Origin of the sequence: Vibrio sp. St2, assembly GCF_947311885.1 — a bacterium.
GTDB classification, from domain to species: Bacteria; Pseudomonadota; Gammaproteobacteria; order Enterobacterales; family Vibrionaceae; genus Vibrio; species Vibrio coralliilyticus.
The window spans coordinates 592,087-614,762 of sequence record NZ_CAMZNA010000001.1 but is presented as its reverse complement, the minus strand read 5'-3'; the positions used below and the strand labels follow the sequence as shown (position 1 = coordinate 614,762).

The 22,676-nt window shown below is 43.1% G+C and carries 15 protein-coding genes; 1 reads left to right on the top strand and 14 read right to left on the bottom strand.

The features are described 5' to 3' along the window. Window positions 1-41 precede the first annotated feature (41 nt). Window positions 42-3,083: an HD domain-containing phosphohydrolase gene (locus tag QMA41_RS02680; RefSeq protein WP_281629157.1), complete on the top strand. Its 3,042-nt coding sequence runs from the start codon at window positions 42-44 to the stop codon at window positions 3,081-3,083. Here the strand turns inward: QMA41_RS02680 and QMA41_RS02675 are convergent. The 14 genes from QMA41_RS02675 to QMA41_RS02610 all read right to left on the bottom strand — a co-directional run bounded on the left by QMA41_RS02675 (window position 3,049) and on the right by QMA41_RS02610 (window position 22,651). Continuing rightward, entirely contained in the window at window positions 3,049-3,795 is a 747-nt protein-coding gene (locus tag QMA41_RS02675) for a hypothetical protein (protein ID WP_162197212.1), read from the bottom strand. The genes QMA41_RS02680 and QMA41_RS02675 overlap by 35 nt on opposite strands. Window positions 3,796-3,797: 2 nt before the next feature. Beyond that, window positions 3,798-7,181, bottom strand: a complete 3,384-nt coding sequence (tssM, locus tag QMA41_RS02670; RefSeq protein ID WP_281628770.1) for a type VI secretion system membrane subunit TssM — start codon at window positions 7,179-7,181, stop codon at window positions 3,798-3,800. Window positions 7,182-7,183: 2 nt separating this feature from the next. Then, window positions 7,184-8,389 carry a type IVB secretion system protein IcmH/DotU gene (gene icmH / locus QMA41_RS02665; RefSeq protein ID WP_198560931.1) on the bottom strand — a complete coding sequence of 402 codons (1,206 nt, stop codon included), beginning with the start codon at window positions 8,387-8,389 and terminating at the stop codon, window positions 7,184-7,186. A 5-nt stretch (window positions 8,390-8,394) separates the two neighbouring features. Then, window positions 8,395-9,726: a type VI secretion system baseplate subunit TssK gene (gene tssK, locus QMA41_RS02660; protein WP_006962077.1), complete on the bottom strand. Its 1,332-nt coding sequence runs from the start codon at window positions 9,724-9,726 to the stop codon at window positions 8,395-8,397. Window positions 9,727-9,746: 20 nt separating this feature from the next. After that, window positions 9,747-10,229 (bottom strand): type VI secretion system lipoprotein TssJ, encoded by a 483-nt coding sequence (gene tssJ / locus QMA41_RS02655; protein WP_281628769.1) that lies wholly within the window; start codon window positions 10,227-10,229, stop codon window positions 9,747-9,749. Further along, the gene (locus QMA41_RS02650; protein ID WP_031343071.1) at window positions 10,229-11,173 is read right to left on the bottom strand and encodes a type VI secretion system-associated FHA domain protein; all 945 of its coding nucleotides are present in this window, start codon (window positions 11,171-11,173) and stop codon (window positions 10,229-10,231) included. The genes tssJ and QMA41_RS02650 overlap by 1 nt, the downstream gene beginning before the upstream one ends. Before the next feature lie 3 nt (window positions 11,174-11,176). Next, window positions 11,177-11,890 carry a transporter substrate-binding domain-containing protein gene (locus QMA41_RS02645; protein WP_038158866.1) on the bottom strand — a complete coding sequence of 238 codons (714 nt, stop codon included), beginning with the start codon at window positions 11,888-11,890 and terminating at the stop codon, window positions 11,177-11,179. Next, window positions 11,887-12,888: an ABC transporter substrate-binding protein gene (locus tag QMA41_RS02640; RefSeq protein ID WP_281628768.1), complete on the bottom strand. Its 1,002-nt coding sequence runs from the start codon at window positions 12,886-12,888 to the stop codon at window positions 11,887-11,889. Before QMA41_RS02640 ends, QMA41_RS02645 begins: the two co-directional genes overlap by 4 nt. Continuing rightward, complete coding sequence (locus QMA41_RS02635; RefSeq protein ID WP_281628767.1) at window positions 12,885-15,419, bottom strand: MFS transporter; 2,535 nt, start codon at window positions 15,417-15,419, stop codon at window positions 12,885-12,887. The genes QMA41_RS02640 and QMA41_RS02635 overlap by 4 nt, the downstream gene beginning before the upstream one ends. A 34-nt stretch (window positions 15,420-15,453) precedes the next feature. After that, on the bottom strand, window positions 15,454-18,066 hold the full coding sequence (tssH, locus tag QMA41_RS02630; RefSeq protein WP_095572826.1) for a type VI secretion system ATPase TssH: 2,613 nt from the start codon (window positions 18,064-18,066) through the stop codon (window positions 15,454-15,456). A gap of 74 nt (window positions 18,067-18,140) precedes the next feature. Next, a complete protein-coding gene (locus tag QMA41_RS02625; protein ID WP_006962084.1) occupies window positions 18,141-19,070 on the bottom strand; it encodes a type VI secretion system baseplate subunit TssG in 930 nt (309 codons plus the stop codon). A 20-nt stretch (window positions 19,071-19,090) separates the two neighbouring features. Next, a complete protein-coding gene (gene tssF / locus QMA41_RS02620) occupies window positions 19,091-20,842 on the bottom strand; it encodes a type VI secretion system baseplate subunit TssF (RefSeq protein ID WP_281628766.1) in 1,752 nt (583 codons plus the stop codon). Then, a complete protein-coding gene (gene tssE / locus QMA41_RS02615; protein WP_038158808.1) occupies window positions 20,835-21,257 on the bottom strand; it encodes a type VI secretion system baseplate subunit TssE in 423 nt (140 codons plus the stop codon). The genes tssF and tssE overlap by 8 nt, the downstream gene beginning before the upstream one ends. Next, window positions 21,257-22,651, bottom strand: a complete 1,395-nt coding sequence (locus QMA41_RS02610) for a type VI secretion system contractile sheath large subunit (protein ID WP_095572825.1) — start codon at window positions 22,649-22,651, stop codon at window positions 21,257-21,259. The genes tssE and QMA41_RS02610 overlap by 1 nt, the downstream gene beginning before the upstream one ends. Window positions 22,652-22,676 lie beyond the last annotated feature (25 nt).

Here is a 22,676-nt window from a genome sequence, read left to right as displayed (position 1 = left end):
AGCATAAGCACACATACTCGATACGCTTTACAGTCGGAACGATGTTCATTATTGCAACGATCGTTACATCGATGTTCGCAATTAGCCTGCAGTACATTTTTACTCGTCAGATGTCCGAAGAACACGTAGTAAGCAAGCTGACCAAGGCGACAACCGACGTCAGTGAGTATATCCAAGAGGTCGATCTGAACGCGAAAAGCAGTGCGCGGATTCTGAGCAGCATTTCAAGAACGATCGATCATGATTTCAGTGAAGAAGAAATCCGTACCATACTGACTCAAGTACTGAAAGATAACCCATTGTTTTACAGTATTTATTTTGGTAATAGCCAAGAAGACTTCTACCAGATTATCAACCTAGAGTCTTCGCCAATTGTTCGGCAGCGCATTGAAGCCCGTGCGGATGACCGTTGGGTGGTGATCAAAATTAATGGTCCGGAACATAATCGAATACGCCAGACGATTTATTACACCTCCGATTTTGAACAAACTGGTGTTCGTACCAAACAAAGTAATTATTTCCCCACACAGCGTCCTTGGTACCAAGCTGCTTCAGCAGATGATGTGTACAAGACAGAACCATATCTCTTTAAGCATTTGAAAATTACTGGGCAGACTTATTCTCTGAAAACACGGGAAGCGGTATTGGGCATTGATATAGTTCTGTCTTCGATCAGTTCAAGAATCACCGCTGCCGCCATGGGCTTGCCAACCGACGCAGGCATAGAATCGTTTGTTTTTCATCGCACTGGTGAAATCATTGCTTCCAATCAACAGGGAACGGATGAGATTCAGTCTGTGACCAAGCCGCTAACATTAAGCCCGAGTGAACAAGAACTAGTGGATAGGACGCCATCTTTGTTGGTATCGAATCAACTCAACTGGAGGCCATATGACTACGCCCGTGCCGGTGAACCTCAGGGTTACTCTATCGCGTTACTGAATTTATTGGCAAAGAAAACGGGGCTCCATTTTGAGTTTATTAATGGGTTTTCGAGTGATGAGTTAATTCGTAAGTTAAACCAAAGCCAGCTGGATATTGCACATTCGCTTCCAGAAATGGATGTGGATGCTGAGCACGCTCGGATACTTCTGTTTAAAGAACCTTTAGCCATGGCTTTTTTAGGGGAGACAGCACCTGATTGGTACTCAAGTAAGGTTGGAGTTATTGATGGGCATCGCTTTAACGCTAGTTCTGTTATGGGAGAAGTTAGCCCGACAGTATTCAGTGACGGTGAAGATGCGTATCAGGCGTTACTGAAAGGGGATATCCAGCTTTTGCTCGATACGCGGAGGACATTGGAACATTTAGGTCAAAACAGCGATGTTAAATTCCAATTCTTGCCGATTCAGGCATCTGCACCTTTTTACCTGACACTAAATGAAAAGCATCACGCTCTCGAGCCACTATTAGCTCGCGCCATTGACAGCATCACACCCGACGAGCTGACAACGTTGAGTGATGCGTGGTTTAGCCAGGTTAAAGAGCATCGAGTGCCTTATGAAGGATTAGACTCTTTGGCGGGCTCAGGGACTATCCACAAACGTGAGGTGAACGGTAGCAGCAAGTTCTTTTATGTAGAGGCATTAGGAAAAAATGCTCAAGACAACGAAGAGTTCCTTGCTGTTATCGTGCCGGAAGATGTGGTGATGGCGCAGGTATATGACAGGTTGTATACCTCGATTGGTGGTACTGTGGTGGTCTTGTGCTTGTTGTTACCTGTAGCTTGGGTATTCGGTAATCCGATAGTGAAACCCATTCGTCAGCTTCAGGAAGAAACGAAGAAAATCAAATGTCGCAAGTTTGATGATGTACAGATAGTGAATTCTAATATTAAGGAAGTCTGGGCGTTATCACATTCGATTCATGATATGGCACGTGAAATAAAACGACATGAAAAGCAACAAGAGGCGTTTGTTGAGTCATTTATTAAGTTGATTGCTCAAGCCATTGATGACAAATCTCCTTATACGGCTGGACACTGTAATCGCGTTCCTGAGCTTGGAATGTTACTTGCGGAAGCGGCTGAGAAATGTGATTCGGGCTCACTGAAAGATTTTTCGTTTGCCAATAATCAGGAGCGTAGGGAGTTTCGTATCGCAGCTTGGCTACACGACTGCGGTAAGATAACCACACCTGAACATATCGTTGATAAAGGCACTAAGCTCGAAGCTAACTATAACCGTATTCATGAAGTAAGAATGCGATTTGAAGTACTGTGGCGAGATGCTGAAATCGAGTTTCTACAATCTCAGTTAGCGGAAGACGTAGACAAAGAGCAAGCCTTACAGATATTGCGTGCAAAGAAAGCCCAACTGCAAGAGGATTTCGAGTTTGTCGCGACATCAAACGTCGGCGGTGAGTTTATGGGGAAAGAGCAGGTTGAGCGAATTAATTCCATAAGCCAAATTACATGGCAGCGAAATTTTGATGATCGATTGGGTTTATCGCCTTTTGAAGAATTGAATAAGCCAGCCACTCAACGCACTTTGCCGGCAACAGAGAAGTTACTTGATGACAAACCAGAACATATACAGCACCGGATTAGACCGTTGGAGTTTGATCCTAAGTTTGGCATCAAAATGGATGTGCCGAAATACCAGTACAATCTAGGGGAATTGTATAACTTATCTATATCAAGAGGTACATTAACGGCAGAGGACAGATTCAAAATTAATGAACATATGATTAGTGGCATCAAAATGTTGGAAGCTTTACCGTTTCCGCCCGAACTTAGCCGAGTACCACGTTATGCTTCAACGCACCATGAAACCTTAAAAGGTACGGGTTATCCACGTAAATTAAAGGCGGAAGACTTATCGGTACCAGAACGAATTTTGGTCATAGCGGATATTTTTGAAGCGCTTACTGCAGCAGACAGGCCGTATAAAAAAGCCAAACCAGTGAGTGTCGCGGTAGATATCCTCCATAAAATGGCGTTGGATAAGCATGTCGATATGGAGCTGTTCTTATTGTTTTTACAAAGTGGAGCTTATCTAGAATATGCCAATAAGTTTTTGCCCGAAAGCCAGAACGATAAAGTTGATATCACCCAGTATCTGACGCGAGAGCAAGTTGCCTAGCACGTTTAACTTGCTGTGCTACTAGTATTTGATAACAACTTGAAAGGCTCCCTAATATTGGGAGCTTTTCTGTCTTTATAAACTCGATCAACGACTGTTCTGAAAAAGGGTGATGTTCCCACATAGTTTGCAGCGAAATAGCGAGTGAAAAGAAATCATTCTGAGGGGAAATTTCACCAGTGCGTAGGTTCGGGTTTAGAGCAGAAAACATAGGAGAGAGAGAAGGGCTTGTTTGTTGTTCGTAACTGGACCCTATGGGGAGTATGCTTCCCATATCGACCAATATGGTTCGGTAGCATGGCGTTACTATCAGGTTGGAAGGCTTGATATCGCCATGAATGTATCCAGTGCCGTGTAAGGCAATGAGGGCCTGCTCAGCGTTACTGGTAATTTCTTTTTTTAGAGAATGATCTAGTTGAGAATAATCGATGGACAGAGATTCAAAAAACTCCAGCATCAGCCAATCCATCCCCATATCGGATCCATAGTCCAGATACTTGGGCCAGTAAGGAGAGGAATGGTGATGCAGGAATTCAGCTTCTGTCTTGAGTTGCTGTTTTGCAGCTACACTATGAGCAAACTTTACAATCGTGGGTCCAAAATGTGGGTGAGTTGCGAGATAAGTACCGTTGCGAAGCAGCGAATACTGAGTAACCTTCAGTACTCTAAAGCATGTTTCTATTTTGCTAGCTGCTTCGCGGTTTATCTTCACATTTAGATACTCGATGGTAATGAGAAGGCAGAGAAGAAATTCGGCACAAATGGATTGTTTTGTCCCTGCGTCTTGATACTCAACTCAACCTGACTTTCGCCATACTTAATGGCTACTTCAGTTTGTTGAGACGTCGTAGATGCAACTCTTGGTTCAATCAGCTTAAACCAAGCCCAGTTACCTTCGAATTTCTCGTTAGCAATAGAGCTGGCTTGTGCTTTTATCTGGAAGCCTAACGCATCTTGCTCAATTGCAGTTGCGTTCCAGCTTTGTTTACTCCATAGGCGCGGGCCGTGTTGATAAGTAAACAATGGTTTTTCACCTCGGATAATAAACTCGGTGACATCTGAACTCATCTCTTTGGCTTTAAGCTGGAATTGCAATGACATATTTTGCGGATCCGCCAAGAATAGGGCATTTCGAATATCTCGAGCTTTGTCTATCATTTGCCACACTGCTGGATCTAACGCTAACCCTGTATTCGGTAACAAACCATACAAGTATGGAGAGCGTTCTTCGGTGGAGAAACTCTTCAGTTTTGTTTGGTAGAACTGGTCTAAGATTCCGTTAACTTTAAAGAAGGCTGCAACGTCAGCCGTGCTTGCATCTAGGCTTGCAGTCTTGTTAAACGGGTAGTACGCAGCAATGGTTGTTTCGTAAGGCTGATAAACCTCTGTTTTCCATGTGCTGTTCAGATAGGCATGTGCCAAGCTCATAACAAGATCGTTAGTTTGCTTAGTAATCTGACCGAGTATCTGCTTCGAAATGCTTGGTTGAGAGGCTTCTTGCTGTGCCAAAAGTGAAATCGGGTTACTGGTTTTTATTTCAGCTGTCAGTGCTTGATAGGCCACTTTTTGCGGGTCTTCCGCCTCGTAGAATTTACCGAGCCAGGTTTCTGCTTCTGTAAATCGCGCTAGTAACGCATCAATTGGTTTATTACCTTGGTCATCAGCGGTCACTTGTTTGTGGTATTGGTTGAACGCGATATAGATTTGTCGTGCAGACTCTTTCTTATCGATATCCTGTTCAGGTGGCTGTTCTCCTTCCTTCTTCGCTTCCGGCTGAATTAACTCAACAGATGTGTATTTGCTGATAGTCGTATACAGCTGAGCCAGTGGATTGTTAGATGCGGTTGTTAATACCGCAAGCGTTTGTTTTAGCTCATCAGCATTTGAGATGCTTTTAACTTGGATATGGGTAGCAAAGTCTCTCCAGTAATTAATGTAATCGCCCTGATACATTTGCTTGAGATCTCGGCTGATACGATACATTTCTAGCGCACTTGGTGAAGTGCCAGCAACTCCCTCGTACGCTTTCAGAGCGTCTTTAAGTACTGGAGAGTCGACGGATAAGTCCAACTCGTTGAAGCCTGATGGTGTAAATAGGTAAGGAACCAAGTAACCCACGTAGTCTGGAGAGAAAGACAGCAACTGATTAAAGTTGGTCCCAAGCTCCTGACGAACATCAATGCGCTTCGAATAGGTTGGCGAGTTCAGGATATGCTCATACAAAAGAGTCTCTATACCAGTTTGGTTAATGACCTTTTTGGCTAGGCTTTCTAAATCAAAATTAGGCTTGATAGGAACTAAATCCTGCGCAAAAACGTCATCAAGCAAGACCCTAAGTTGTGCAACATTGACGCTGTCTGCTTCGCCTTGCTCTTCTAGCGTAGTGACAAAGTAATTCTTGAGTTCAGTAATGTTGGTTCGCTCAGGATTGAACAGCAAGCGATAGTTGTTTAGCAAAGACAAAGTTTTTGCTTGGTCTTCCAGGTTAACGTAAACAAACAGATCTTTCTCTAACGTATTTTCCATAGAAGGAATCAATACGCGCTGTAGTTCACTGAAATAGGCTGCCTGAACATCTTTCATGATACTTGAGCTCGGCATGATTGACAGCGTGTACCAAGGCTTAGGCTCAAGATACAGAGAATAAATCCGGTTTAGAGAATACAGATTCGGAATGTTATCTGACATGTTTTCAATGTCATAAGGCTGCGCTGCGATAGACTCCTTGTAGCGTTCGAGCATGCTATCGGCACGCGCTTCACGTTGGCTTTGGTAGTCGAAATCCAATTTTATGACAAGTAGTACACTTGCAAACAATCCTAGCCAGAATAGGGTATAGGCTGTTTGCATAGTCAGCAGTAAGTTTTCTTTGCGACGATTGACTCCAACAAGATCGTGCTCGTTAAGTACAGCGTGAGTCATCAGGTGCTGAGCAAATAAGGTTTGCTGCACTGGGATTTGTTGATGCTGCTGAAACTGCTCGTGTCCAAGAGACTGGTTTACGACGTTAGCTAAGACATCGTGCTGCGCTTGGTTCGTGCCACTATGTGTGAAATAAAAGCCTCGGAAGTTAAGCCCATCTTGTAGCTGATCGCCGCGATATAAGCGATGAAGGAACTGCCACAGACTTTGTTTTAGTAAACCGAATTGGTATGGGGCTGCACAGATTGCATTGCGGTAATCTTGATTTAGTTGCGATGCTAGAGCGGTACTCATATTAGCGATTAACTGGCTAATGAGGCTGTCATACTCTTCATTGAACCAGTCCCCATCAATTCCGCCATGCTTTTGAATCGGAGATGTAGCACCAAATACCTCGTTCCGTTTTGTTTCATCAAAAGCAGAGAAAAACTGACAAAAATCGTTAATTTGCCCCATCTGAGTAATGACGTTGTAAACTGGTAGATTAAGGCCAAATGCTCGGTTGAAGCCCTGAATCTCAGATTTTATCTGATCTGCTTTTTGCGTTAGGGTCTCCGTGGAATTGAGTAGCTCTTTCACATCTGTCGTCAATAACAGACCATTTATTGCCTGACGCGGACGCCATTTATTCAAACTTTGGCAGAGCGTTTTGATGTAAGCAGGGTTTTGGTCCTCTCCCAAGCTCACCGAAATAAGTATTGAGTGTTCACTTAGCCAAAATAAAATAGGGAACTCGATATCGTTGCCAAAATCATCCACTTTGTAAGCTTCATAACCCATTTGAGTAATGATGCTCTTATCTTTACGAGGATCGTCGCTGAGTAGAATATAAGTTGGTTGATCGTAACGGCTACTGAGGCGTTTCTTTCTCTTTTGCACGTAAAGCATCAGCTTAAAGTGTTGTGCAAGCAGTTTACAGCGCTTGTTGATTAGCGCTTTTTCTTGATTAGATGTTTGTGGCTTGTTCTTTCGACGAGAAAGTAACCAATAACATAGCGAGCCTAAAAGGATAGCGACCAGTAGTGTCGATAGTACACCAACTAAAGTGTGTGTTGGATAAGCATACTTCCAGGTCAGAACACCTCCAACAGCAAAGGTAATGACCACAAACAGAAGAGTCCAAAGTATGCTGCTTCGTCTGTTGTTTGTAGATTTAGATGAAGTTGATTCTGCCATTCCTAAGGAGCCTCTGAAGTTTTCTTAGTGTCTTTTATTGTTTTTTTGTTTTGCACAATGATGGCTTTGATTGCGTCTTTTTCTAAATACCAAGCTTTAATCTCTCTGGCTTGTTGAGAGGATTCGCTGCGAACAATGACCCGATAAAAGGAGTGAAACTGTTCTACGATAGGCGTGTAAGCGGATGGGGACAATGTGCTTATAAATGCGTCTGCATTTTTTTGTGACGAGAACGTTGCCAATTGCACCAACCATTCTGACTTGCTGGTCAGCATTGAAGGTGGTGGAGTTGCATCGACCATCTCTACTTTGCTAGCTCGTTGCGGAGTATTTACCAAGTCATCATCGTTGCTGATGAAGACGATATCGTTAACTTCACCTGATAAGACGTAACGTTCGCTAAAGTCCGGTAAGAAGTTAAAGTCTCGTGCGCGCTGTGGCATTGTTTTTTCATACCAGAAGTGAGTTAAGCCTATACTCAGCGCAATCAAAGTACTGAAAAATAGTGTCGTTAGCAGATAGCGTTTTCTGCGTGTTGGCTTACGTGCTTTAGGCTGTTTTACTCGAGTCCGGCAGTGAATGCTGTTGCTTTGGCGGTATTGGCTGATGACTTGCTCTAGCTGATGAATGAAGCTCTTTAACTGTTCACTGCCCGATTCCCTATATTGACCTTTGAAGCCGATGTTGAGGAATATGTATATGACTTCAAGCAGATCGATCAATTTATGAGGCTGTCTTGTTGCTTTTTCCGCAACGGTGAAAAACAATTCACCGCCATTTCTCATACCGAATAATTCGCTGAGCAGGGTTTTATTTTCCCAGCCGCGTTTTTCTCCCCATTCGCTGTAGATAATTAGCTCATCTAAAACAACGGCATATAGGAAGCAGAGTTTATCAATAACCGCTACAGGGTAAGTTAACTCTGCACCTTTGGCTTTGATTTCATTGATATTACTTACAAGCTGGTGGCGAAGTGTTGTGACATCTTCTGGTTCTGGCAGCGTTGATACTTTTAATGTCGTTGACAGTAACTCACTGCTGATATTGATTAACTGGTTTTCTGCTTTATCAAAATAATTCAGAAATTCATGATGGTTTTTACTGGCATTAACCGACACCCAGCGAGATGTGTTTTCATCGTTGTTCTTTTCAGTAAAGTCAGACTTGTTTGTGTCCCAAACCAGTGTTTCTTCGTCTAAGTAGTCCATAGGCATTATCTCAACGCGTACAACATGACTTCTAATTCACTAATGCGTGTATCTACATGCATTGCAATAGCATCACGGTTTTCAAGCATCTCAAGCCACATTCTATCGGAGGTATCCACTTCGAAGTAAGAAACCCCTTGCATCGGCTTTAATTCACTTGGCGCAACAGGCAGCGGGGAGAGCGCTATACCTGATAAACTGTTTCTCACTAGCTCAACAATGCGAGCGTTGTTACCCAGCTTGGCAGAAACGGGGAACAGCTCATTTAGTTCAGCACTACTTATATTTGACTTAACGGCAAGCACGAATCGGCGATTAGAGACGCTTGCCGTATCCTTAATCAGTGTACGTAACAAGCGACGACGTTCGAACAAAGAGGAGTCCCAATTGAACTCGATAACAGAGTCCTGTTGGACCAGAGTAAGCATATTACGCAAACTAGAGAACAGAGGATTAAAGCTATCATACAGCCTGTGATACTGAAGATTGCTACATGGCTCAGGGATTGCTGGCGTCAGAGCCATTACCTGTGCTTCAAACTTTCGCAGTTCGAGGTACAAATCATGCGTCTGGAACTTAGGGTTATTGATGGTGAGATCAAACCACGGCAGCCATGTATTTAAAGTCTGCAACCAAAGGTAATCTTGCATCATAGACTGAGGGCTCTTCTGTCCCTGTCCAGCTTGGATTCGCTTGAGCAGATTTGTTGCTCTGTTGGAAGAAAGAGCGTGGATTTCTTTCATGCGCTCAACCAATAATGTCGAAGCGCCGTAGTGAAGACAGGCAGGAATAAATGCTCGATCCAGTACCACATCTCCTGATTCGCTGCTTTCCAGAATTTTAGAAATAGGAATCAAGGTAAAACCGGAAGTATCTTCACCCTCAAGCTTGATAGAAATGTTCAGCTGGGCAACATCTATTTCGACACTTGCATTTTCTGACGTTGATGTGTCGAAAACACTGATGGACTGTGTGACATAGCGACTCTGCTCTGACTCATCACTGCCATAGTCATTGTTGCCTTGCAAAGATATTGGTAGGGCGAGATAAGCAATGGTTTCTATTGTTCCTTGAGGAATATCTCTGGCGACCTCTTCTTTCAGCTCAAATTGAGTTCCATCAGGGAAGACACCCGCTGATGAAGCTACCGAGAGTTTACCAATTTTAAGTAGATCGTGATTGATGGTTAATTCAGTCACACCATAAAAGGGAGCAAATCCTGCCAAGGTCTCGATATTTTGACGAACGTAATTTTGGACATATCGATCCTGCTGCTGAAAATGTTGTGGGGCAATGAACATACCTTCTTGCCATACTACTTTTTTGAATGCGTCCACGTACTTTCCCTATTTTATGATTAAAATAATTTCCACCAGGGAGAATCTGGCGTAATAACTTCGAGCTTGGCTTTGTCACCTGAAATGCTAAGTTGCAAATACTCGTCTGAATTTTTAGGTAACATTGACACCGACTTTGGCTCACTTTGTTGATAGTCAATAAACTCCACCAAAACACCGACGTATTGTGTTTGGTTATTGATATCTAAAGTTATTTTCTCCTCGCTCCCAGGAATGACCACTGGCAAAATTTGCTTGGAAATCAAGTTAGCGCTAAGTAACTGTACGTCATTGCTGTACAGGTCAATAAAAGTCTGCTGTTTAAACATTTGTGCATCAGTCAGCTGGTAAAGGCGTACAACCACAGGGTTGGAATCGTTAGACTCCGAAGGGTTAGCCGATTTGTCTGACTTAATTGCTAATGAGTATTGTGTAACAACAGGCGCTGGATCGGATGAACAACCCACCAGAAACAGAGCCAAAACAAAACACCACTTAGCCATCAATTTTCCTCTCTTTGCTTTTGCATGTTTTCCATAAAGAGAGCTTTGAACTGGCGTCGGAAATCTCCATTTTCTTGTCGGTGCTGAAAGTGCTTACGGTAGATTCTCCAGTATTTCTTTTCTTTACTACTGAACATGCCACCGGAAATATAGTCGCTAAACTGTCTCTCTAGCTGAGAGGGTGCGAACTCGTTAAGAAACTGATCAACGGTTTTCTCAAGGGCATCAAACAATGCTTCGTGATGTAACGTTGGGTTTCTCAAGTACTTTTGGTTTTTCTCTGTCATCGAAAGCAGTTTTTCCAGAGATGACTCAATCGGGGTATCCGCTTTTGATTGCACAGGTAGAAACTCCGAATCTTCCGGATCTTGGACCACTTTTGCATTTGCGTTGATATCATCCACTTCAACGTGTTTCGCAATTGTATCTGCATCTAAATCTTCGAATGGATCTGCTGCAAACGGGTCATCACTTAGAATGTTGTCTTGAGAGAAATGGTTACTTTTTTTACTTTCCACGGGAGCTTTATCTTCCTCCAAAAAGTCGATTTCGTCATTCTCAAGTTGGAGTGAAAAAGGTTCAGAAAACAAATCGTCGTCTTTTTCCTCTGCAGATGCCTGTTCTGATGTGACCAATGTTGATACCAACATGGTGTAGTTTTCGACCTTGAGAATATCACCATCATTGAGCGGGTATTCTTTTCCCTTTGCCATCGTTTTATCGTTAAGCACTGCGCTATTTTGGCCTGTGCTCTTTACACAGTAACCGCTATCAGTCAGGCGAATACTGCCGTGTACCCTTGATATACGTTTACTTTGGTCGGGTAAAGAGATGTCACAAGAAGTTGCCCGCCCAAATTCACCACCTGTTTTAGGTAAGTACACAACCCTAGAAGTAACGACTTCATCAGAGGGTACAGAAATCAAATGAATACTAATTGTCACTTGTTATCCCTCACACTTTAAAATCGCTGCATTGAATGCAGATAAAAAACCAGAGTACTTCTTAAGGAAACGTTTTGAGAAATAGACGCCCATCGGTTTGGTGTCCATTAACTGAGACTGGAAAAAGTCATGTGGTAAAGATGCCTCTTTTAACTCTCCGCTGAACACTTTTTCATCTTCCAGTGCTACGTCAATTTCCCTTTGTTTTAAAAGCTTTAGTAATACTTTAGCATCTCGCGGCTGTTTGACTACGTTGAATCCGTTGCGCTTTAGCCAAAACCACTTGTTGGACCCAAATTTTGCAGAAAATTTGAGGTTAACTTTGGTTAGCTCGTCCATCTTAGGCTCTACACCCGGACCAAAGTACCAACGAAGCTCTTGCTGAGCGATAGGTTCTGACAGCGTTGCGTATTCGTCTCGCTCTGCCGTTTGTGTGGCTACAAAGAAGCCGTGTTGAGTACCACTTTGAACTCTGAGCTGAGCATCTGACCAGACCGTCATGGTTATTTGGTAAGGTTGACCCATATGGCTAAGTGCGCATTTTACTTTGTCTAAAGCAAGACCTTGCATCTGCCCATGCTTATAGTCTTGATAGGGCGGCCAGTCTTGAGTCGTCAAATGCAGACGAGCAGGCCCAAATGTTGATTGTGCTGATGCGTTGGCTACGGTGAATAAGCCAATCAAAATAGTTAGGCAGAAAGTAAAATACGGCATCATTCTGACCATTCATTTCCTCCAATAAGCTCGGAAATTTTTAAAATAGAAACAGGTGGATAATAGTCTAGTGTTCTTGCAGCGCCGACGTTGACTATATATGAATATTGGGTTAAAGGTTCGATTGGAACGTCACTCGGCTGATACTTACCACTTAATATTTGCTCTGCTTTATGACCAGCAAATTGACCCACGTTGTAGTAGCGGCTCACGATACCAAATAGAGCATCATGTTTGCGTATAGGCGACTCAGTTGCTGAAAACGTTGCGATGCCTTGTTGGTGCAAGTTATCAACAATGTCTTTCCCTTGACTGATGATATAGGAATCCGGTGGAAGATAAGCTAACTGAACACCATCTTCAATCATTAGGTCAACAACCTTTCCAACAGAGCTAGAGTCTGGTTTGTCATTCAATGTTCTTAGTGGATAAAGATAAACATCCTTTTGATACTTGGCCGAAAGTGTTTGTATACTGCGAGCTGTTACAACCGCATTGTTTTCTAGTGGATTGAAAATGATCCCAATTGTCTTTATTCCGCTCAATTGACTAATAGCGTTAAACTGAACATTGTGTGGAACAATGTGGCTTACGCCTGTGAAGTTGCGACCCTTTTCATCAAGAGAGTCTACGATTTTAGAACCGACAGGGTCAGTAACAATACTAAACACAACGGGTGTATCACTGTTTTCTCTAAAGCGACTTGGATTGTGTTCTGTACCGAGTAGGTTCAAAGTGATGGTTGTGCCAAATGTGTAGATCAAGTCGGGATTTCTTTCTTCGACACTCGCTAAGTGTTGTTTTAGGGCTTCTTTATCACGCTTTGCATCAAGTACGGTATAACGCACCTGCATTTTGTTGGATAAGTAATCCATAAATCCGCGTTCTGCATCAGTCACACCTCGCCACAATACCATGACAACGTGTTTCTCTGTTTCTGATGTTTCAGCCGAAGACACGAACGGCAGGATAGTCAGGAGACATAAAAGTAGAACTCTCATTTAACCACCTCCATTTGATTTTTATCACGACGGGTAAATAAGCTATAGAAGCTTAGTAACACGATTGAACTAATAAGAAGAGCCACACCGAATAACATAATGGTGTCTTGGAACCCTAAAACACTGAGAGCAAGACCTGCGACCAAAGGGCCAGCGATATTACCAATTCTCTCAGTCAGTCTGAATATGCCTATAGTTTTCCCTTTATCTAAGCCAGAGTCTGACAAGAGGTCGATAATAAGAGGGACCTGAGGTGAAACGCAAATACCATGTGCAATACCAACAAGTATTACTATTAATAGCAACCCAAATGTGCCAGGAAGCATCATGATATTAATCAATGCACCTGCAGACAAGATACCGCCGATAAATATAAAGGCGATCTTGTTGTTCCATTTATCAACTAATATGGCTGCAAGCGGCGAAATGACAATGATTGCTAGGCCATAGGTCATCATTACTCTGCCGGAAACGGCACTGCTTTCGCCAAGAGATTGCAAATAAACGGGGCAGATGTAGTACAGAAAGCCCGTTAGTACGATTTTTGCAGGAACGGCACTGAAGAAAGTGATGAGCGCGAAATATTTGTTGCTCAGTAGAACCTTAAAGTCGGAAAGTCTTACTGGCTTACTTTCACTGTTGGCTTCACCTCGGTCAAAGAAACTAATAACGAGCATGACCCCCACAATGGCAAATGCGGCGGCTAGCAAGAATGTTACAGAATAGCCCAGCTTATCTGCTAAAACACCTCCGATTGCTGCACCACATAAGGAACCAGAGAAAAATGCAGACAAGAATGTCGACATACCTTTGGTTCTGTTATGAGAGTTCGTAGTGTCTGTGACATAACCCTGAGCTGAGATAAACACGATACCATAACCAACAGCGGTAACGGCTCGGGCAATGAGTAGGAGTTCTAAATTAGGGCTTAACGCGGTTGCAACCAAGCCTACAGAAGTTAGTAGCCCCCCAGCTATCAGCGATTTTCTACGTCCGACTTTATCTGACCAGTAGCCAGCAAACGGTAGAGAAATTGCCCAGCACAGCATGAATAGAGAAATTGGCAAACTGGTGACAAGGTCTGCCGGAATTAAGTTGTGGGTGCTTGGTAGGCTAGCCACAAAATTAGGGAAAAAGGCAAGGGATGCTGCTTCTGAAAAGATCAGGATAAATAGAGGGAGTCGAACAAAGCGATAATCCTGAATATTTCGAGTTGGCAAATCCTTATTGGCAAATGAGCCTTTCACCAACTTATTGAGTTTTTCAATTAATGTACCGAACTCGTCATTGGATTGAACATTGACTAAATAGGGCATTTGTTTGTGGTCGCCAATGGCGATCAGTTGCTTTATTTGCTTCCATGGTTTGATGATCATGAAGTTGCAAATAAACAAAATTATCTCAATAACAAACAATCCAGAGGCGACTAAGACAGTTATCATGTCCATAATGCTGTCTTTGATCATCTGCGGAATGATATTGGTATCCGCCATCATCTGTAGCTTGATAATACCTGTATCGTCGATTGGGATAGAAAGTTCACTAGCTTCAACATAATCCGGAAAAAACTTGGGATGTTGATATATAGCAGCGGTATCTCGTTCGAGGCGTATCGACAATAATTCGGGATGATGTTCAATGTAAGCTGAAAACTCTTCTTCTAAGCCAGCGAGACGATCTAGCGGTACTCCTTCGTCAATTAAGCGGCCAATCATGTGCGAAAGAGTATCGCCAATCAGATTCGACTTTTGCTCAAGTTGATTTTCATAAACGACAGAGAATTTGCTTAACGACTGATAAGAGCTACCTAAATTTGATGTTACGGTCAGAACGATCGCTAATAGAATGATCAAAAGCGGGAAATATCGCGCTCGAATCTTATCCCACTTTGATCCACTTCGGTCTGCAATAATGTGTGTTTTTGCAGCGGCCAGAAGTTGATTGTCAGGTAGCCCTTGAGTATCGATTGCATTTGTCGCGGATTTGACTTTCTTAAGCAGAAAGTCGATCAGAGAGTTTAATGCCAAATAACCAATGACTGCAGCGATCATCACCCATAGGAAGGTGTCCATTATTTGCTGCGACAGTAGGTCTTGTTTAATTTGGTCTAGATAGAGTGGGGAGTAATAGAGCCTCAGCTCACCCTCTTTTACATCAAAAGTATTGACGATATCGGTGGTGAGCAGCCGATCGGTGTCAAACTTAGCTACCCCAGTCGTAAACAGGACTTCATCTGCGCTGTTTACAACTTGAATTTTGCTGATGCCATCAACCAACTCAGAGCGTCTCTCAATGAGTGATTGAATATTGGAAATTGATGACAAAGGTAAACCCAAGCTCATCGCTTGGCGAATGTCGTTGTCGGTCTCATCCAAAACGACCTGATATGTTGAATCGCTCGTTTGTGTCAGGCGCTTGTCGAAGTTGAGATAGTTAAGCGTTGTGTTCAGGCCATTTGAGAACAGCAGGACAGCTACGATAGCCAAGATAAGCTTGGCTCGCAAAGATATAAATCGCTTAGTTTTATCCATATATGCGGTATCCATCCTGCTGTTTTATCCGAACTTACTGAATAGTAAGCTCGAATCCTTCCTCACTGTTTGCGGCTGTAACAGATACTTGGGTGATTGGCTGTTGCAAGCTCAATCTACTGATACATTCCTCTGCCAATTTTGGCATTAATGAACGGTTGATGATCTGCTCAACAGCACGACCCCCTGTAGTCGGGTCAGTGTTTTTGCCCACCACGTAGTCAACAAAACCTTCATCCCATGTAAACGACGCTTGATACTGCTCAGCCAGTTTTTTCTTAATGCGGTTGAGAGATATCTCTGTGATTTTAGCTAACTCCTCATCATTTAGTGGGTAGTAAGGTACGATGGTTGTACGACCCAAAAACGCTGGCTTAAAGTAATGCTGGAGATCAGGACGAATGGCTTCAAGTAACTCTTCATTGCTTAAGCGTTCGCTGTTGTCTGCACAGACATCACAGATGGCTTGATCCGCCGCATTTGAAGTCATAATGATGATGGTGTTTTTGAAATCTACCGTTCTACCTTCACTATCTTTAATGTGGCCCTTATCGAAAATCTGATAGAACAAGTCGTGAACACCTGGATGCGCTTTTTCCATCTCATCCAAAAGTAGCACTGAGTATGGGTTGCGACGGATTGCTTCTGTTAATACGCCACCTTCGCCGAAACCAACGTAACCAGCAGGAGAGCCAAGTAACATAGAAATTTTATGCTCCTCTTTGAACTCAGTCATGTTGATCACCGTCAGATCATTGCTACCTCCGTACAGCTGCTCTGCAAGGGCCATCGCAGTTTCAGTTTTACCAACACCACTTGGACCACACATTAGGAACACGCCAATCGGCTTACGGCTGTCAGTTAAGCCTGCACGCGAAATACGAATCGCTTTGGCAAGCTCTTGCTTTGCAACATTTTGACCAATGACACGTTTATCCAATTCTTCTTCTAATGAAAGAAGGCGGGCAATTTCGTCGCTCATCATGTTGCCGACAGGAATACCAGTCCAGTTAGCAATGACCTGAGCAATGGTGTTGTCATCAACCATTGCATTAACTAGAGGCTCTTCACCCTGCAATTCACCAAGTTGGTCGATAAGCTCATTGAGTTTGTCTTGCTTGGCTTTATCTACCGATTCTTCAGCTTGCTCATCGCTGATTTCTTGTTGGAGTGTTTTGATCTCGTCAACCAAATCAACTTCTTGCTTCCAACGAGCTTGATAGTCTGTCAGCTTCTTCTCGTTTTCTGCAATTTCTGTGGTTAGTTCCGCAATTTCATCTTCTGCAATACCAAACAGAGCGTTCTCTTTTTCCAGTGCCGATTTTTCGTTTTGTTGATAGCGAATGGTTTGCTCAAGCGCCTCAATCACTTCTGGCTTAGCGCCTTGTGTTAATGCAATACGAGCACTGGCAGTATCAAGCAAGCTGATCGCTTTATCAGGTAGTTGGCGACTTGGAAGGTAACGAATAGATAAATGAACAGCGGCATCAATCGCTGATTCTGCAATGAAGGCACCATGGTGTTTTTGTAGCGATGCTGCGATACCACGCAACATTTGCTTGGCATCTTCAGCGTTTGGCTCTTCTATTGATACAACTTGGAAGCGTCGTGTAAGAGCAGGATCTTTTTCGAAGTATTTTTTGTATTCAGCCCAAGTAGTCGCTGCGATGGTTTTAAACTCTCCGCGTGCTAAAGCTGGCTTAAGAAGGTTAGCTGCATCATTTTGACCTGCTGCACCGCCCGCGCCAATCAAGGTATGGGCTTCATCAATGAAGACAATAATAGGCTTTTCGCTGTTTTTCACTTCATTGATAACGTCTTTTAGACGATTTTCAAACTCACCTTTGACGCTTGCACCTGCTTGAAGTAAGCCAAGATCAAGTGAATGGATCTGTACACCTTGCAGGGCACCAGGAACTTCGTTGGCCGCGATACGTAATGCTAGACCCTCGACAACGGCTGTTTTACCTACACCAGGCTCACCGACCATGATCGGGTTGTTTTGGCGTTTTCTACACAGAATATCGATGGCTTTACGCACTTCTGAATTTCGACCAGAGATAGGATCAATATTGCCGTCCAATGCTTGCTGTGTCAGATTCGTTGTGTATTTACTTAATGCGTCATTGCCGACAGGGGCACCGCCAGTACCATCTGCTGCAGCAGCTCCAGTTTTTGCTCTGGCAACGGCTGTTTTATTGATTAGCCCTTGAAGAGATTCCAGTGAAACACTTTGCAAGCTTTCTAGCTGAAGCGTATTCATACCCAGCACGTTTTGTTGCAACATAGCTTGAATCAGGTGGAGACTGATCACTTCGCCATGGCCATAGTTGACAGAGGCAATCATCCAAGCATCTTTGACGATTTCGGTAAGCGCTTGGCTTAATGTTGGCTGGCCTTCATTACCTTTAGGAAAACGAGCGATTTTTGAAGATAACTCGTTAACCAAGTTATCTTGGGATAAATTCTGTGATTGAATCAGGCTATTTAGATGCTTGTCTTGCTGAGAAAGAAGCTGAAGCAACCAGTGTTCTGTCTCTATAGAAGGCACATTTTGATTCATTGCGGCACCAGCTGAAACTTCAAGTGCTTGTTTCAGCTCTGGTGACAGCTTAGCGACTAAATTTGTTAGTGTAACTTGCGTCATACCGTTTTCCTTGTATCTCAAGAGGCATCAATACGTCTTTAATACCTAACTCTTTGTTTGGTCCTGAAGCCAGATTACTTCAGAAGAATACTTACGATTTGTTGAGGTTTCCTTTCCGGCGCAAGGCAATCAACTTCGCCCAATTTCGCCGCGTTATATTTATTGCTTGATAGTCGTGGTCGATTTAGGTACTCCCGTTTCACATTTAGATAAACGGAAGTCGGGGTGTTGTCCTTCAAGTAATGTTGGATGAGCTCTTTCATATTGCTCGCCAACAATGGGTCTGATTGAATCGCTATCAACTCGTTTTCTGTTTTTGGAGTGATGGAGACAATTAGGTGACTAAAATGTGTCAGACATGTTTTGCCGATTAAAAAGCCTTGACCCACTCGGCTATTAAAATGCTCTTTTTGCCCCAGGCGAGTTAGAGAGTCAGAAGGCAATTGGCGTCTTTCATGTGTTTTGGTGGAAACTTGAATAGCGAAAGGGAAGTAGTCATTTAGCATTTGGCTCAATGTACTTAAACTACGCTGCCCCTGACTCAACAGCATCGAATACTGGAAATACTTGCCATGATTCTTTTTTAATGTCGCGATATGGTTCAACAACGCGGTCTTTGCAGGGTAGAGCTCATTTTGTACGACAAGCCAGGAGCCCGTTTCCAGTTGGCTGACAATTTCGAAATATCGTTGATTGAAGACATCAAGAAAGTCTTTTAAAGCATGGTCATCGTTGTGCAAAGCAGCTAACAGCTCTTCGTATATGTAGTTAGGTATAACCCCTTTTACACCTGATAAAGCTTGTTTTGCCAATCTCAACTTAAGTCGATTATTCTTCAGAGAGAAGTATTGAATTTCGCTGGCATCACCTGTTGGCATCGCTTCTGCTTTCAGCACAAGCTTAACCCGGTTCGGAGTCTGATTAATCCAATGCGTCAACAATCTCATCGCTTGAGCGAAGTCATATTGCTGCGGGTGCTGAGTTAGGTCGTTAATGAATGACATAATCGCTTTCCTGCCAGCAACTACATTGCTAGCTGGCTCCCATGGATTTTAGGGTAGCGTTTTGCGATGCCATCTCGCCCGTATATCTTAATAGACAGCTGGATATAGCGATCAAAACTGCAAAACTGTTGGAAGAAACGATTAAGAACATCGCTAAAGACCAGAAAGCCCCCTTGAGTATCGAGTGTGAGTTCAATCTCTGTACCTGGAGAAAAGACGTTTTTACCCATAATTCGAATGGCAGACACCTGAGATTTGATGGATACATTGTGAATCGTTTGTATTTCTTCCGCGGATACTTGCTCTCGACTACATAGCTGCAGCATTTGCTTTAGCTTCTCTGTCGGGTTATCAGCATGTAACAGTGAAGAAAAGTTACCATTCAATAAGCCAACAAACTGCCAGTGAAGATTGAGGTTCTGTTCTCGTTCAATCGGAGCCGTAGGTGGGTAAATAGCACGAAATACGCCAGGAAGGTCAATGCTTTCAAGACACTCCATCTCTCCATTAATACCACATGCTTGTTTTCCATTGGTACAAAGCAAGTGTGTCCCATAGAGTTTGTTGAACTCTAATTCATGGTTTGGTTTTAGGCTGATGGCGAGTTGGAATTGGCCATTAATATCCCTTGAACTCTGCCAATAATCGGCATTTGGATTGGATTTATAGCTATCCCTGAATAGTGGAACCAGAGGTTTTTCACCTTGAGGGGTGATCTCAAAGACTTCTTTTACTTCGACAACTTCAATGTCACTTTCACTGTGAGCATCTGCATTGATAGGAATAGTCAGAGAGCGTTGGTCATAATTTGTTGGTTCACCTGTTTGTTCAAACAAGTTAACCGCTGGGATTATATCCAGCTTAAACACTTGATTATCGAATAAGCGCATGAATTCTGTAGGAATTGAATTCATAAATAGGTTCAGTTTGATTTCGGAGCAATCAAACTGCTTTATTGCTTGTCCGAAATCTTTTAGACGGAAAAACTGGCGCTTTTCTTTGAAGAAGAAAAATTCGCTAATAAGTTGAAAGCCCGAAAATTGGTTTCCTTTTTGAGGAAGGAACAGGAAATTCAGGTCACTTATCCGACTTTTAAGTTTTTCAGCTAGCAAGACAACGTGTTTTTCGCAACCGGCATCCGATATCGAAATCGCTTTGGTTTGTCCCAACAAGAGCTCCACTAGAGAATCGGCATTATTCTCGAAACCCTGAACAAATAGATCTAGGTCTTGGTGACCGAGCTGAGAAAAATGAGTATCTGGATCCCCTGTGGTAAACGACAGCTGTATCACTGCAGTAGACTGCTCGGTACCAGCGGGACGATTGAATTTAAACGGTGCGCTGGAGGCTGTTGTATCGGTCAATGTAAAAGGTGCAGTTTTGAGATCGTCTACAGTCGTAAACTGACACAATCGGCCCTTAGCTTCAGAAGTAAAGTGTGAGCCTTTAGGTATTAAAACTGACTCCGGCACATCTTCTTCTTGCGCCAACTGTAGGTATGCGACACTCGGAATAGTTTGAATATAGCTCGGGTAGAGCACACCTAATAGGCCTTCGACTACTTCTGGTAATTGTTCCGATAACTGTTTTTCTACCGTCGCATTGAGGAGGGCAACGCCATCCAGTAATCGAGCGAGGCTTGGGTCTTCAATCTGACCCTGATGAATATTTAATCGCTCTGCATGTTCTGAGTGCTGTTGGCCAAATTGACCTAGTGCGCGTCTTACGAAAGTAAGCTCTTGCTCGAAGTAACGCATTAAAGGATCAGTCATAACTATCCTCCGTCATTACTGTTGTTAAATCATTTAGAGAGATCTTTGAATCGAAAATCAGCTCTTGCTCTCCTTTCGAGGTCTTCGCTTTCGCGATAATGTTGAATACCAAAGCATTTTCGTTGTCTTTTCGCTCAAGTAATTCAACCATGACTTGTGTTAAACGAGGCTCGAAGTTTCGAATATAGCTTTCTAGCCTAAGAGCCAATTGAGTTTGGTCTAAGCTGGCACTGAGCAGTTGCACATCTTCAATGCCAAAGCGAAGGTTAGAGCGCTGAAGTTCTGTAAATCGGTCGTCGATATCAACGAGAGAAGACTCCGATTCTAAGAGTTTGGTGAGATGATATTTAATATCATCAATCTCTTCGCTCTGCATCGAGCTTCGAGGATCTATAAACGTTTTCCAGAATCCCATTACGCAGCCTCATCCAGTTCTGTGGTGAGAACGACTTCACCAGTGAAGTGATCGTATTGATACTGAGGGACAATTCTCAGTGTGCATACAAAGCTACCAGGCTGATTCTCAGACTCTGAAACACTAATTTTGGCAAAGCTTAGAGGGTACTTAGCGAGCGTTTCTTCATTCGCATATGTTACGTTACTAGCGAACTTCTCTACCCACTGAGTTAAAAAGAGTTCACACTCGGCCGCTGTGTTGAAGCTACCCAGCATCTCGCGAACCTGAACTTTCAAATAATGAGCGATACGACAAGACATTAAACTGGTTTGAATTTGTGTCAGGATCTTTTCGTTATCGGATGTTCCACTTTGCCAGATGGAATTGTTACCGTTAAAAAAATACTTGTCACTGAGTGGGCTCTTGGTAAGTGGTACGAACCCATTTTGTGCGTAAAACGTGGATATTTGGCCAAATAGCACTACGTTTGTTTGTGGCTCTCTCAAAAACAGGCTGCTATGTTGGTCAATATTGACGATCGCGCCTTGGGATTTATCATTCCAGCGAGATTTAAGAAAACCAAACCAGTTTACGCGGTGGTATTCACGCATAATCGTTGCCGCAAATGCAAAACCCGCGTTACCCCATAGGCCAGTACCGACTTCGTTGTAGATGAACCCTGCTTTGGTGTTCTTATAACAATGACGCATACGAACAGAAGGCATAACAAAGCCGATAAATCGAGCACTGGGTTTGCCACGTAACGATTGCCATGCTTGATAATCTGGACCTGTGATGATTTTTTCTATCCGATTTATATCAGACAGCCAATCTGCTCCCGGGTCAACAAAGAAACTTTTATCGGGAGAAAATATCATCGGGCACAATGTGGACTCGCCCAATTTGCTTAACATTTCAACTGTAAACAGGTCGTCGTAGTCGGCATCAAAATCCATATCAATAGCTATTGGGTGAGTGTAAACAATACATCCAAATGGGTGACCGCCAAGGGTATTGAGTTCTTGGTTGCCAATCTTGTTGAACAAGTTTGATGCTTTGATATTGTATGCTTGATTAACGTCTGCTGAGACTTCTTCCCAATCCATATCGAGAAGCTTGAGTTTGGTTCGTTGCTTGTTTACTGGAAGGGTGGCAAGGCCTTGTAGCCCCAACCAACTGCTATGCAGCTGTTCGAATGCTTTGTCGTGAATAATTTGATCTAGTTGTTTCGATAGGATGTCATCTAACCTCGCAACAAGGCGAGATACGAAGTTAACTAGCGATGGTTTGTTTGATAACGCATCTGAGTTAACTTCAGACAGTAAAAAGAGCGCGTCTCTTAGAAAGTCGCTTTTTTTGCTGTCTAAAGCGGCAAACTTCTGCTGCCAATCTGCGTCGAAATTCAATTTCATATTGTCCTTAGATTGTAAACGAGAA

Coding starts and splice junctions, on each gene's coding strand:
- QMA41_RS02680 (WP_281629157.1), top strand. CDS start 42: ATGTTCATTATTGCAACGATCGTTACATCGATGTTCGCAATTAGCCTG.
- tssM (WP_281628770.1), bottom strand. CDS start 7,181: ATGGCAGAATCAACTTCATCTAAATCTACAAACAACAGACGAAGCAGC.
- icmH (WP_198560931.1), bottom strand. CDS start 8,389: ATGGACTACTTAGACGAAGAAACACTGGTTTGGGACACAAACAAGTCT.
- tssJ (WP_281628769.1), bottom strand. CDS start 10,229: ATGGCTAAGTGGTGTTTTGTTTTGGCTCTGTTTCTGGTGGGTTGTTCA.
- QMA41_RS02645 (WP_038158866.1), bottom strand. CDS start 11,890: ATGATGCCGTATTTTACTTTCTGCCTAACTATTTTGATTGGCTTATTC.
- QMA41_RS02640 (WP_281628768.1), bottom strand. CDS start 12,888: ATGAGAGTTCTACTTTTATGTCTCCTGACTATCCTGCCGTTCGTGTCT.
- QMA41_RS02635 (WP_281628767.1), bottom strand. CDS start 15,419: ATGGATAAAACTAAGCGATTTATATCTTTGCGAGCCAAGCTTATCTTG.
- tssH (WP_095572826.1), bottom strand. CDS start 18,066: ATGACGCAAGTTACACTAACAAATTTAGTCGCTAAGCTGTCACCAGAG.
- QMA41_RS02625 (WP_006962084.1), bottom strand. CDS start 19,070: ATGTCATTCATTAACGACCTAACTCAGCACCCGCAGCAATATGACTTC.
- tssF (WP_281628766.1), bottom strand. CDS start 20,842: ATGACTGATCCTTTAATGCGTTACTTCGAGCAAGAGCTTACTTTCGTA.
- tssE (WP_038158808.1), bottom strand. CDS start 21,257: ATGGGATTCTGGAAAACGTTTATAGATCCTCGAAGCTCGATGCAGAGC.
- QMA41_RS02610 (WP_095572825.1), bottom strand. CDS start 22,651: ATGAAATTGAATTTCGACGCAGATTGGCAGCAGAAGTTTGCCGCTTTA.